15 protein-coding genes are annotated in these 12,265 nt (G+C 35.9%); 11 read left to right on the plus strand and 4 right to left on the minus strand.

The features are described 5' to 3' along the window. Nucleotides 1–62: 62 nt before the first annotated feature. The 8 genes from J0N78_RS00655 (at nucleotide 63) to J0N78_RS00690 (ending at nucleotide 6,565) form a co-directional block, all read left to right on the plus strand. Entirely contained in the window at nucleotides 63–458 is a 396-nt protein-coding gene (locus J0N78_RS00655) for a rhodanese-like domain-containing protein (protein WP_209121080.1), read from the plus strand. A gap of 346 nt (nucleotides 459–804) precedes the next feature. Next, nucleotides 805–951 (plus strand): hypothetical protein, encoded by a 147-nt coding sequence (locus tag J0N78_RS00660; protein ID WP_209121081.1) that lies wholly within the window; start codon nucleotides 805–807, stop codon nucleotides 949–951. A 12-nt stretch (nucleotides 952–963) separates the two neighbouring features. After that, a complete protein-coding gene (locus J0N78_RS00665) occupies nucleotides 964–1,431 on the plus strand; it encodes a cytochrome c oxidase subunit II (protein WP_209121082.1) in 468 nt (155 codons plus the stop codon). Nucleotides 1,432–1,451: 20 nt separating this feature from the next. Beyond that, nucleotides 1,452–3,125, plus strand: a complete 1,674-nt coding sequence (locus J0N78_RS00670) for a cbb3-type cytochrome c oxidase subunit I (RefSeq protein ID WP_374193846.1) — start codon at nucleotides 1,452–1,454, stop codon at nucleotides 3,123–3,125. A gap of 299 nt (nucleotides 3,126–3,424) precedes the next feature. Beyond that, nucleotides 3,425–4,057, plus strand: a complete 633-nt coding sequence (locus J0N78_RS00675) for an SCO family protein (protein ID WP_209121084.1) — start codon at nucleotides 3,425–3,427, stop codon at nucleotides 4,055–4,057. Nucleotides 4,058–4,060: 3 nt separating this feature from the next. After that, entirely contained in the window at nucleotides 4,061–4,618 is a 558-nt protein-coding gene (locus J0N78_RS00680; RefSeq protein WP_209121085.1) for a hypothetical protein, read from the plus strand. Nucleotides 4,619–4,796: 178 nt separating this feature from the next. Beyond that, nucleotides 4,797–5,819 (plus strand): FUSC family protein, encoded by a 1,023-nt coding sequence (locus J0N78_RS00685; protein ID WP_209121086.1) that lies wholly within the window; start codon nucleotides 4,797–4,799, stop codon nucleotides 5,817–5,819. A 260-nt stretch (nucleotides 5,820–6,079) separates the two neighbouring features. Then, nucleotides 6,080–6,565 carry a hypothetical protein gene (locus J0N78_RS00690; RefSeq protein ID WP_209121087.1) on the plus strand — a complete coding sequence of 162 codons (486 nt, stop codon included), beginning with the start codon at nucleotides 6,080–6,082 and terminating at the stop codon, nucleotides 6,563–6,565. 149 nt (nucleotides 6,566–6,714) lie between these two features. Here J0N78_RS00690 and J0N78_RS00695 read toward each other — a convergent pair whose 3' ends face one another. Continuing rightward, a complete protein-coding gene (locus J0N78_RS00695; protein WP_209121088.1) occupies nucleotides 6,715–7,644 on the minus strand; it encodes a TdeIII family type II restriction endonuclease in 930 nt (309 codons plus the stop codon). A 15-nt stretch (nucleotides 7,645–7,659) separates the two neighbouring features. Continuing rightward, on the minus strand, nucleotides 7,660–8,940 hold the full coding sequence (locus J0N78_RS00700) for a hypothetical protein (RefSeq protein WP_209121089.1): 1,281 nt from the start codon (nucleotides 8,938–8,940) through the stop codon (nucleotides 7,660–7,662). A 349-nt stretch (nucleotides 8,941–9,289) separates the two neighbouring features. Between J0N78_RS00700 and J0N78_RS26045 the strand changes: the two genes are divergently transcribed. Continuing rightward, a complete protein-coding gene (locus J0N78_RS26045) occupies nucleotides 9,290–9,415 on the plus strand; it encodes a hypothetical protein (RefSeq protein WP_280637151.1) in 126 nt (41 codons plus the stop codon). A gap of 253 nt (nucleotides 9,416–9,668) precedes the next feature. On the opposite strand, the gene J0N78_RS26655 is transcribed toward J0N78_RS26045, so the two are convergent. Further along, complete coding sequence (locus tag J0N78_RS26655) at nucleotides 9,669–10,034, minus strand: YuzC family spore coat inner layer protein (RefSeq protein WP_483860595.1); 366 nt, start codon at nucleotides 10,032–10,034, stop codon at nucleotides 9,669–9,671. Nucleotides 10,035–10,172: 138 nt separating this feature from the next. On the opposite strand from J0N78_RS26655, the gene J0N78_RS00710 reads away from it, so the two are divergent. Next, nucleotides 10,173–10,343, plus strand: a complete 171-nt coding sequence (locus J0N78_RS00710; protein WP_209121091.1) for a cupredoxin domain-containing protein — start codon at nucleotides 10,173–10,175, stop codon at nucleotides 10,341–10,343. Nucleotides 10,344–10,593: 250 nt separating this feature from the next. On the opposite strand, the gene J0N78_RS00715 is transcribed toward J0N78_RS00710, so the two are convergent. Beyond that, nucleotides 10,594–11,037, minus strand: a complete 444-nt coding sequence (locus tag J0N78_RS00715) for an Rrf2 family transcriptional regulator (RefSeq protein WP_209121092.1) — start codon at nucleotides 11,035–11,037, stop codon at nucleotides 10,594–10,596. 225 nt (nucleotides 11,038–11,262) lie between these two features. On the opposite strand from J0N78_RS00715, the gene J0N78_RS00720 reads away from it, so the two are divergent. Continuing rightward, on the plus strand, nucleotides 11,263–12,126 hold the full coding sequence (locus J0N78_RS00720) for an SDR family oxidoreductase (RefSeq protein ID WP_209121093.1): 864 nt from the start codon (nucleotides 11,263–11,265) through the stop codon (nucleotides 12,124–12,126). Nucleotides 12,127–12,265: the final 139 nt, after the last annotated feature.

Consider the following 12,265-nt stretch of genomic DNA (forward strand, 5'->3'; position numbering starts at 1 on the left):
ATGGATTCAATATCAAACATTTTAAATCCTACTAAAACCGTTTAATAAGAGGAGGCTTTTCAATGGCGTTAACGTTTAAACAAATGTTAGCTGAAGCTCGCGAACATGTATCAGGAATTTCTTCAGCTGACGCAAAAGAAAAGATCAAGGAAGATCCAAATACTCTCGTAATCGATGTTCAAGATGCAGCTGATGCAGGTGCTTGTGGATTAATACCGAGTAGCATGAATATTTCACTTGGGATGTTACCTATTCGAGCAGACCTTGAATTGCCAGAACATTTAAGAGCACCAGAACTAGCAGATCGGAACCGTCCTGTACTAGTAACGTGTGGAGCAGGAGGGCAAGCAACACTTGGCGCATATTTGCTAAAAAAAATGGGCTTTACAGATGTGGCATATATTGAAGGTGGTACGACAGCTTGGAAGAATGCCGGCTATGACGTAGAAACACCTTAAGTTCTTCAGCTTCATTAGAACTGTTCATTTTTTACGATAAAAAAGGAGTAGATTCCATCTGGCTGATTTATGTTCAAAGGCTTCACGCCAAAGCGTGAAGAACCAAGCTTTCGCTTGGTTAACGGTTCAATAGCTAAAAGCAACAATCTTTTAGAAAAGAGCCTTTCTTTTACAGTAACAAAGCTAAACCTCTAAAAACCGTTCAGATTTTATTCTGACGGTTTTTTTGCTATTTCCACTAATTACTTTATTTTTCAGAAATTTCTCTCGATGTGATACTGGTCACGGAAATGAAAACCATTTCCAGCTAAGATGAAATTAAGAAAAGAGAAAGAGGTGATTTCAGGTGAGACCAACAAACGTTGAAAGTAAAAAAAGGGAGCAAATAGTAAAAGATTCAAAAGTTGGCACTTGGTTTTCATTGGGTGTTGTTGGAGCCGTACTTCTACTAACGTATTTTATCGTTTTTGGCTTATATTTGGCGAGAGTATAAGGGGGAAGAGAAATGAAGATGCATTTTGATGAAAAAATATGGTTAACGATAAGTTTTGGTATCATTATGGGCTTCATGTTAATAACAGGATATCAAGCATTCGCTTTAAATATGGGCCCACCCAGTCACTCAGAAACGATAGACCCGCAAAAAGTGGATCAAACAGCACCATTTGACGAGCCTGGGATTAAACAAATCGGAGAAAATGAATATGAAGTCGTAATGACCTTACAATTATTTAATTTTACCCCGATGGAGATTGAAGTACCAGCTGGGGCTACAGTACATTTTACGTTAACTTCAAAAGATGTGATTCATGGCTTCCAAGTTGTGAATACGAACATTAATGCAATGGTGATGCCGGGTCATATTCAAAAAATTTCGCAAACATTTGACCAACCTGGTGAATTTTTAGTGATTTGTAATGAATATTGCGGTGCTGGTCACCAAGTGATGAGCACTGTTATTAAGGTGAAATAAAGGGGGGAAGTAAATTGGAAATCGGATTAGGATCTGCGTTAAAACAAAAAGCAAATCAAGCGTTGGGGATCGGGGTAGAAGATGCTAAATTAACGAAATCATACTTATCTGTTGCATTTATCGCATTATTACTTGGTGGTATTTTGGGTTTAATTCAAGGATTAAATCGTGCAGGACTTTTAGAACTACCTTCATGGTTTACCTATTATCAAGTTCTAACCGCACATGGGATCCTGTTAGTTGTTGTACTATCCGCCTTTTTTACAATTGGATATTTTTATGCAGGCCTTTCTCATACACTAGGAGGCATTCTTCCGAAAGTAAGAAGGATGGCATGGATTGGTTTTTGGATGAAGATCGTTGGTATCGTCATTGCGGTTATACCGATTTTGTTAAATCAAGCATCCGTAATGTTTACTTTTTATCCACCAATGGCAGCATCACCCTATTTTTATATTGGGTTAGTGTTTATCGTACTCGGTATATGGATGTGTGCATTCGGTGCATTTATCAATGTTGCACATTGGAGAAAAAATCATAAAGGAGAGCACCTACCAATTCTTGCTTTTTTTGCTACTGGCGTATTTGTTCTATTATTTTTCGGTAGTCTTCCTGTAACAGCTGAAGTGCTAATGATTATTCCTTGGGCGTTTGGCTGGGTGGAAACAATCAATGTAATGCTTTCTCGTACCTTATTCTGGGCCTTTGGACATACGCTCGTAAATATATGGTATTTGACAGCGGTTTCTGCTTGGTATGTAGTTGTTCCTAAAATTATTGGTGGAAGACGCTTTAGTGATACATTAACTCGTGTCGTAATTATTGCCTTAGTAGTCATGAACATTACAGGTGGATTTCACCATCAGATCATTGACCCTGGAATCTCAGAATCTGTGAAATTCATGCACGTATTTATGAGTTTAGCAATTGGTTTTCCTTCATTAATGACGGCTTATGCCATGTTTCGGGTATTCGAACGTACAGCAAGAGCAACAGGAGGGACCGGTTTCCTAGGGTGGTATAAAAAATTACCATGGGGCGATGTTCGATTCCTAGCTCCATTCATTGCAATGGTAGCCTTTATTCCAGGTGGAATCGGTGGAATTGTTCAAAGTACAAACCAATTAAACCAAGTCGTGCATAACACGATGTGGGTCGTCGGCCATTTTCACTTAACTGTCGGGGTGTCAGTCGTTTTAACCTTCTTTGGAATTAGTTACTGGCTCATTCCTTATGTTTCAAAACGTGTTCTAACACCGGCCATCAATAAATTAGGGATTGTCATGACGTGGATTTGGACAGTCGGGATGATCTTTATGTCAGGGGCTATGCATTATGTTGGACTATTAGGTTCACCGAGAAGAACATCGTACACAACTTACGGTGATCATGCAACAGCATTAAGCTGGGATCCTTATTTGTTTTTCTTAGCTATCGGTGGAACGCTCCTAATGATTGGTGTCATTATTCAAGTGTATGCAGCCTTCCATTTGATGTTCCTGGCACCTATTGGTGAAACCGAATTTCCGATTGCCAAAGAGGAAGATGATGCAAGTAAAACACCGTACTGGACAGAGCGTTGGGGCGTTTGGATTGTCATTATGTTAGTTCTCGTCTCTATGGCGTATGTCTTACCTATTGTTGACTTTATCGTAAATGCACCGCCGGGTTCTCCGCCAATCAGATCATGGTAATGATTTTTGAAAAAGGCTGTTTTCGTAAACTTTGTTGCTTTTGGACCGTTTTTTTGAAAATAAAATAGTCTTTTCAAGACAAATTCATTTGTCTGAACGGCTATTTTATTTTAAAAGCTTCACGCGTAGCGTGAAGAGCCAAGCATCCGCTTGGCTTACGGTCCAAAAGCAAAGAACAACAATCTTTGAAAAAAGAGCCTTGAAAAAAGAGGTAGCTCATGTGTGTTGAGTCTATCTCTTTATACTACTAGTAACTAATAGAAACAACACCAACCTTATAAGATATGGAAGTGATCTCCATGAGTAATAAAGGTCATAATAGGATTGCCTGTCTTCTCATTTTACTGTTTGGATTTCTATTATTTTATATTGGTACAGATGGATTTCGTGCCTATACGGCAGAAACAGCACGTGTTAATCAACTGAAAGGGACGCAGCCTGAATTCCCTTACGCTTTATTAGAAGATAGCAATGAACGGACTTATTCAATTTCTGAGTTTGAGGGTAAGTATGTCTTAATTACATTTATGTATACATCATGTAATACGGTTTGCCTTCAATTAGAATTTAATATGGGTCAAGTATACGATTTAATACCTAGTCAATATATCGGAGAAGACATTGTTTTTTTAAGTATAAGCTTTGATCCAGAAAGAGATGACCCTGCTACGTTAAATACGTACAAAGAATATTTTAATAGTGACGGAGAAACATGGAGGATGGCAACCGTACCGGACCCGTCTGAACTACAAATTTTGATAGAAGCATTTGGGGTCATTGTCATTCCAGATGGAAACGGTAACTTTGTACACAATTCAGCCTTTTATTTAGTAGATAGAGAAGGTAAATTAGTGGATGTTATGGATTATCAAGAGGTTGAGACGGCAGCAACCACAATTATCAGTGTGCTTGAAAGCGAAGAGGGGGAGTAGTCGATGAATCAATTTTTATTTGGGTTATTAATTTTTATCGTACTTATTCTCCCTCCTGTTGCCGACTTTATGGAATCTGTGATGATTTTACACATGCATATGCAAATGCCTCTGCTTGTGATCGCTGGGTTTTTAATGGCACGTTTGTTTCAAGTTCGCTTTTCACAGTTTTTTGCAAAGTGGAATGATAGTGGTATACCTGGAATGCTTCTATTTATTATCATTATGGTTTACTGGATGATCCCACGAACGATGGATGAAGCTTTAACCGTACAAACGATAGAAATCTTTAAATACATCAGCTTGCCCTTTTTAGCTGGCATCCCATTGCGTGATAGTTGGAAAAAATTGAGTGCGACCGTTAAAAATATCATTATTATTAGTTTTACAATTATGTTTTCGGGCATGGGATGGTTATACATTAAGACTCCTACGCAATTATGTAATAATTATTTACTTATTGATCAAATCACACTTGGCTGGGGATTTATAACAATGGCGATCTGTATGGCTATTTATTTAGCCTATTATTATTTGGTGGACCATTCACAGTATCATTAAAGAGATCAAATTAACATAAAATGATTAAGTAGAAAAATGGAATAGTTATGAAGCCAACCAATCTCAATCCTCTGAAAAAAACTTTAGAGGATTGATTCATTTTCCTCGACTCTTCACGCTAAAAAAAGGCTATGGTAAACTTTTGATATATACACATAAAAAGGAAGGCGGATAAAATGTGACTTTAGGTCCTCGGATATTAAAGACTGGCTTTGCAGTAATTTTAGCTTTATACATATGCTCTGCATTGGAGCTTGAGCCTGCTATATTTGCAGGGGTGGCTGCTATACTTGCTGTCCAACCTTCCATTTATCGTACATGGAAGCAAATGTTAGATCAATTTATTACAAATACGTTAGGTGCTGCCGTAGCTCTTTTCTTCATTCACTTTTTAGGCGACAATCCGATAACAATTGGTCTAGTAATCATGTTAGTGATTTCATTAAGTTTGAAGTTGAAAATGGAAAGTACCATTCCCTTAACACTTGTTACGGTTTTAGCGATCATGAGTGCTCCAGGTAATGAAGATCTACTTTTTACGTTAAACCGCTTTCTAATTATATTAATTGGTACTAGTTCAGCGATGCTGGTGAATGTTGTCATTTTACCACCGAAATACAAAAAAACATACACCGAAAACGTCCAATCTTCATTTCAAAACTTGTCAATATTACTACGTACAGCGATTTCAAATGAACTGTCAGAGAAATCTTTTCAGGAGCAGAGTAAAGCATTAAGGAAGAGCATTGAAAAATTAGAGGAGCAATATAAGTTGTTTGATGAAGAACGAGAAAAGATAGGAAAAATTAATAAAACGAATGCAAGAGAAGTGGTTGTTTTCAAACAGATGCTTAAAGCATTACAAGAAGGAGAACACCTATTAGAAAATATTGAAGAGCACTATTTCCAAAGTAAAACAACAGAGGAAGAAAACCAATTGTTCGATGAGCACCTTGAACAGTTAATAAAATGTCATGAATTTTTGTTATTAAAATATCAAGGGAAAATGAAGGAGCATGAGTACGGCGTAAATGATGTTCTCGCACAAAGTGGGACTTTTTTCGAGCGAGTTTTAGAAATATATAATCAAAATAAAGAACAAAAATTACGTTTAATGATCACAACGTCTTCAATTATCGATTATACGTTTCACTTGAACCGATTAAACAAGTTAATAGACCAATTTTTAAAACAGAAGTAGACAAAAAAAATGTCTGATCATTTTAAAATTAGTTAGTGACAAAGAAAAGAACGTGATGGCTGTTTTAATGAACAGGGAAGTGTTTGCAGGACTTAACGGTAAGCTAAATAAACTTTTACAAACTTGACTTACAAAAATAATCAAATTTCTTCATCATAGGACAAATTGAAACGACATAAAAGTTACTAATTGCTAAAAAGTGTAAAACACACAGTGAATTGAACAATTCTACATATAGAAAGGAGGGAGGGAATTTTAACTTGGGGAAATTCACCGAGGATAAATTCAACAAGAGGTTAGAAGATGAATCTAATTTTTTTTCTAAAGTAAAGAAAGAGCTAGGAGAAAAATATATTACTATACCGATTACAGAAAATATGTTACTTAAGGCCGTAAATAAGAAAAAGATGAATGGCATTTCAGATCTTTCCGTCCGTTTAATAGAAGATAAGATCGTGATCAGTGGGGCGGCAAGAAAACTCCGTATAACGATTAATTTTCGTCTCGAATTAAAGCCATTAGTGGCTCGTAATCGTGAACTCTCCCTTAAGGTCGTCGGTTTGAAGCCAATTCATCAACATTGGATAACAAATAAAATCCTTAATAAGCCGCCCTTTCTTCTCTATCAGAAAGGAATCATTCATATTGATTTAAGTCAAATTGAGCAGGCAAAATCGATTCGAATTGGGAATTTAAAGTATTTCGAGGTTAAAGATGAAAAGCTTTGGATTGGTGTTGGTATATAAATTAATTCAATGAGTGTATTTTCCCTACTCCTTGTAAGGTAGTAGGGGTATTTTCGCATGCTGGAGACTGCCATTTATCTTGTAATATTCAAATATTCAACACAGGTTAATATTTGTGAACGAAATGTTATTCTATGAATGAACGTAGCTTAATCCTCGTCGAAAATATGGGTAATACGCTTAGCAAATTCGATCTCGTCCATCACTTCTTCATAATAGCGTACGAATGTGTCAAAGTGAATCCCTTCAGGAAGGATGGTTTGCCAGAAATGGCTTCCAGATAAGATCATTTCTTCGGACAGGTGACTGGCAATACTACCATCGAATTTTTCGCCTTCACCCTTTGGATTATAAGCAGTCGAAAAATATACTTTTGTTTGAGAATAATTCGTATGACAATAATGAGTGAAGAGTTTTCGAGCATTGGCATTTGCGTTTTTACTATCTAAATTTCCGCCTGATTTAATTTCGTGAATATGGAGCGTTGGCATCATATGATTATAGGTGGAAGGTTCAAAGTAACCCAAATCTACAGGAACAAAGTGAATTGAGGGATACGGGTTTTTATCCGTTAATAAGCTCTTCATACTATCATGCGACGGATTGTTACGTGACATGAATAAATCAACGGTATGGTCGGCATTAATGATATTTGAAATAACCACTTGCCGTTCAGAGGCTTGAATCAACTCCTCAATCCTTTTTTTCGACTTGTTTTGACCGAGAGCCCGTTTAAGTTTTTCTTTAATTAATTCATCGTCGAGATCAAAGGGAAGGTTATTCGGGTTGATAATGGTTGGAACGTTGGACTGGCCAAAGGTAGTGATTGCAATGTTCCGTGCACATTTTTGAATTGCAATTCCAATGGAAGACTCAAGACTGCGAGTCATCGTCATAAATGGAGCCATTTTTTCAAAATCAGGAATGGATTGGATGAAGAAATTATTTTTTCGGCCCTTTTGGTTTTTGGCAAAATTTGCTTTTACATTTTTGGCTACTTGTAAAAATGGACCGCGAATCGCTTGTTTAATGGCTTCTTCATATGGTTGACTTTTCCTTTTTGTGGTTGAGTTATACAAATAAATCATCTCCTTTTAGTTAGTTTGAATCGTCCAGACAATACACACTGTTTTTTTGATGAGTGGTTGAGCCGGTATCTTTGTTGGATTATAGAAATATTTATAGCTAGGAGAATGAGTATCATCAACGTTGGCAAGAAAAACAATATAATAATCTTGATATACATCGGCCATTTTCCATTCTTGGTTTGTGAATTGAATGGAATCATTTTCTCGATTAAAGTGCTTTATAACAAATTTGTAGGGTCCAGCTTCAAAGTCAAAGCCTATATTTTCGTACCTTCTGTCATGCAGCTCTTCTTTGTTCCATTCAAATTTTTCAGAAGCAAACACTTGTAAAAACAATGCTGCTGCTTCGTTTTCATATAGAGATTTTGTTGAACTAACTCGTTGTTGCTTTTCGTTGTTCTCAGCATGAATCAGCTCTTCAATTTGCTCACTCTCGATCGTTTCTAAAATTTGTTGAATACCTTCAATTTTTAGATCGTTAAGATTGATCATGCCTTGCTTCAATACATAGTGAATGCCTTTAGGTGTTAATTGCCAAAAATCACCATTATGAATAGCGTAACCTGTATTCTCTAAGGTGTTATGTGATTTTAGATTTCGAACCTTTTGAGAAAAATGAGTATCCTTTCTATTTTTTAATTTTTCAAGATCTCGACCTGCTGGCTTTAATTCAATCGATAAAGCATCGATTAGCTCCGATGTCGTCATTTTTCCAGCTAGAAAGATGTGCTTTAATGCGGGTAAAATTAAGTCTTTCTCTGAATAAACTCTTAGTTCCTTTAAGGAGCGATCGATTTCGTTTAAATGCTCCAAGGTCAAGGTCTCCTGTTGGGCTAAGGATAAAATATTATTCATTATTCCTTGAAGAGCCTCTTTTTGAAATTCAGTAATATCTTGTTGATCAAGCTGAATCGATACGCTGTTTGGTTGTTTAAATAGCCCGTAAATCGCTTTTTTGATGGAGGCATTGTCTTGAGTGCTTGAGTTAGCATAAATATGAATAGTTATGAGATCTTCAATCGGGATCGTAAGCTTGTAGCTAATATCAGAAATGTATTCAATCGATGGGTTTTTTTGCTCTGACTTTGGCAGATCCTTTAATAACTGTGAAAAATAAGGAACCCCTTTTTCAAGCCTTTTAGCTAAAGCTGTTGTACTAAGCTTATAATCTTTCTGATATTGGATAATTCGGTTCTTTTCAAGAATGACTTCACATGATATTCCCAACTCCATCGCCTGATTTTCAATGTCTACAAATGTGCTTTTTCGAGTTAAATTTTCAAACAAAATAATCACCTTCTTTATCTGGGTAATAAAATTTTACGGAAATTAATTATCTAAGTTATATACAATGTAACTGATTTGGGTGTTATCTGTCAAATGAAAATTAACGAAATAATGTTATCTGGAGAATGTTTGTGTGTTCGATTTTATCTTTTAGCTATCGCGGACAATAGTTGATGCTTGAGTATGTATTAGAAAAAGATGTAGAGTTTGGGAAATTTAGGACCTCGATTCTCCATCTAATCATAAAACGGGGTACATTACTTGGAGAATTTTACTTTACATTAATTCGTCAGTATCCGTTAAAAATATTCATGAAGTGTTACTTTATAACAAGGGGTGAAATGAATCGATGAGTAAACGGTCAAGATCAAAACGGAATATCATTAAAGGAAAAGATGCAGTCCAACCAAGCACTGGAGAAGAAAGAATTACGATCTCAAAAGTAAGTAGAGAGTTAGAAGATAAACGAGAGTAAGGTTATACGTCCCTCCAAGTGAGGGATTCAGATTCAAAAGTATACACCAAAAATAAATTCGCAAGCGATAATTTTTTATTTGTGCACTCAGGTGGAACGCCTGCGGTTTACGCATATTCGTCTATTTTAATGAACAATGATAATGTTGATTACATATGAACTAAATCAGAAGAAAATAGTTGTCCTAATTGGAACAAGAGAGTAACGCTTTGATTAGAAGTGTTACTCTCTTGTTCTGTTAGAAATATATAAATCACCAACGCATAGCAATAGTTAATTTGCAGCAATCGATGGTCTGTATTTGTGATTTGAATTCTAATCGTAAACCATCAGGGTTAAAATGAATATCCACTTCAGATGTTACTCCAATAGAATGAATTAACCACTTAACCTCTTCGATATCTGAAGCTTGGGCAGCATACATTAACTCAGCGTCAAATTCTTTTGACTCAGATAATTTGTCGAGTACCATACTCGCATCCTTCATGAGTTTTTTTGTTTCATTTGCGGATTGATACAAAAGATTAGGATCAACGGGTGGAAATTGTCTAGTGTTTAAATAGTAACTATGTTGATAAACAGGAAGGTAATAATAATTCGGCGGATAATAATAATACACAAATGAGATCTCCCTTCAAAAATATATACTATAAACTATATGTATCAGCCCTTGTACAAGTGAAGAAGAGTCACCTTAATGTACTGACGTAGAGAGGGACTACACCTTTTATAGAAAAACACTTATTTGTGAAATATCTTGTTGAATGTAGAAGGTTACCATGGCATTGCAATTGATGGTACTAATTTAAAAATTGATGGTGATGGAACAGCAACAATAAGCTTGGAGCCAGGGGAATATACGATTTATTGCTCAGTCGCTTGTGGCGGTGATCATGAAGAAATGACAGCAAAGCTTATCATAAATTAAAAATGTAACAAGAAAGTATATGGAATATTATTCAGAAAATCAATGGTCTGCCTTCTATTAGGAGACAGACCATTTTCGTTATTTTTAGACCAGCAACTTTCTTCAAGGAAGTAGATACTTACTATCTTCGAGGTTATGAAATTGAATCATTGAAGGGTGAGGAGTATGATCGGCATATTGGATTAACGATTGGAGCAAATGTATCAGGTTAATTTTGCGTAAAGAAACAGTCCTTTATATACGATTCACTTTAATTAGAGTGTCGAAATTTCTCTTTTTCAACAATATCCTTAACAATTTCTTCAATGGTTACATTTGCAAGTATCTTTTCCATTGCTAATTGAGCTGCTGACAATACAGGAGTGATAGAATCTTGAATGTTTCTGCCCACAAGGCAATTAGGGTGTGGGTTTTCATGCATACTAAATAAATCTTTTTCCTGCACAACATCGACCGCCTTATAAACATCAAGTAATGTTATATTAGATAGGTCCTTTGCTAGTTTTGCCCCTGCAATCCCAGGTTTTACTTCGATTAACCCTTCTTTTTTTAGCATACCCATAATTTTTCTTATAAAGGTAGGGTTCGTGTTTACGCTCCCTGCTAAAAATTCCGATGAGCTTATCCCATCTTTATTTAATTCAATTAGAGCTAATATATGAATTCCAACGGAGAAGCGGCTGCTGATAGACATATCATTCACCTACTTTATATTTGATTACAAAATTTATTACATAGAATAATCATGTATTTAATTTGTTTACAACGTATTATACCTTAAAATTTGTAAAAAATGAAAAAGGTTTATACATTCTGTTGACAAAACAAAAGGAAGTATCTATTATGAATACAAGTATTCGTTATGAATACATAATAAATGTGAATGTTTATTAAAAATATATAGTGGAGGAATATTCAAATGAAAATGTTAGTAACAGGAGCAACAGGAAAATTAGGAACAAAAGTGGTAGAAACTTTAATGAAAACCGTTTCAGCAAATCAACTAGCTGTAAGTGTTCGTAACCCAGAGAAAGCTGAAGGATTACAGGCTCGAGGAGTAGAAGTTCGCCAAGGAGATTTTGATCGTCCAGAAACATTGGATTCTGCTTTCGTAGGGATTGACCGGCTTTTAATTATTTCTGCGGATGGGGATAATGAAACAAGAATTAGGAAGCACACTAATGCGGTAGCTGCGGCAGAACGTGCTAGCGTTCAATTTATTGCTTATACTAGCATTGCGAACGCAAAGGAAAGTAAAAACTTCCTTGCTCCTACTCATAAGGCAACAGAGGACGCTATTTTAAAAACAGGCATTCCTTATTCTTTCTTACGTAACAATTGGTACTTGGAGAATGAAAGTTCAAGCATACAGGGTGTACTAGCAGGAGCCCCTTGGGTGACTTCTGCAGGAACTGGAAAAGTAGGTTGGGCATTACAACAAGATTATGCAGAGGCTGCGGCAGTGGTGCTATCTAGTAGCGGGCATGAAAACACAATCTACGAGCTTTCTGGCAAGTTATTGACTCAGGAAGAACTTGTATCTACACTTAGCACTGTATTAGGTAAAGAAGTACCTGTACAACAAGTTGATGATACTACTTATGCTGACGTTATGAATAGTGCTGGTGTACCAGATTTCCTCATTCCATTTCTGGTTGACATCCAAAAAGGCATACGAGAGGGTACATTAGAAATCGAAAGTAATGATTTCGAAAAACTTCTTGGACGTCCAGCTACACCAATTAGTGTGGGGTTAACACAAATCGTAAATAGTATCTCTTAAACCATAAAAAGAATGGGCACCAAACCTTTACAATAGGTTTGGTGCTTATTTATTGCCCTTCATACTTAATAATAATCATCTAATTTATTTCTAATAGTAAAATTTAGTATTATTTTCAAAATTATGTAACCATCCAAAT

It is taken from the genome of Alkalihalobacillus sp. BA299 (assembly GCF_017745675.1).
GTDB lineage: Bacteria > Bacillota > Bacilli > Bacillales > Bacillaceae_F > Alkalihalobacterium.